General features: G+C 44.7%; 2 tRNA genes. Both read right to left on the minus strand.

Features of this window, described 5'->3' with window-relative positions:
- Positions 1-35: 35 nt before the first annotated feature.
- Positions 36-111, minus strand: a tRNA-Ala gene (locus tag ACH8JV_RS19630).
- 55 nt (positions 112-166) lie between these two features.
- Positions 167-243, minus strand: a tRNA-Ile gene (locus tag ACH8JV_RS19635).
- Positions 244-255: the final 12 nt, after the last annotated feature.

Below are 255 nucleotides of genomic sequence, written 5' to 3' on the forward strand. Positions count from 1 at the left end.
TACTAATTTCTGTAATCCGAACTTATCTTAAGTTCTGGTGGAGACTAGGAGAGTCGAACTCCTGACCTCCTGCGTGCAAAGCAGGCGCTCTACCAACTAAGCTAAGTCCCCAGCTTACATCATCAGTTATGTATCTTTTATCTATAACTTCAACCAGTCAAAGTCATGGTGGGTCTGACAAGACTTGAACTTGTGACCCCACGCTTATCAAGCGTGTGCTCTAACCAACTGAGCTACAGACCCTCAGATACATCT

The sequence above is a fragment of the Acinetobacter sp. ABJ_C5_2 genome (assembly GCF_044538485.1).
Lineage (GTDB): Bacteria > Pseudomonadota > Gammaproteobacteria > Pseudomonadales > Moraxellaceae > Acinetobacter > Acinetobacter nosocomialis_A.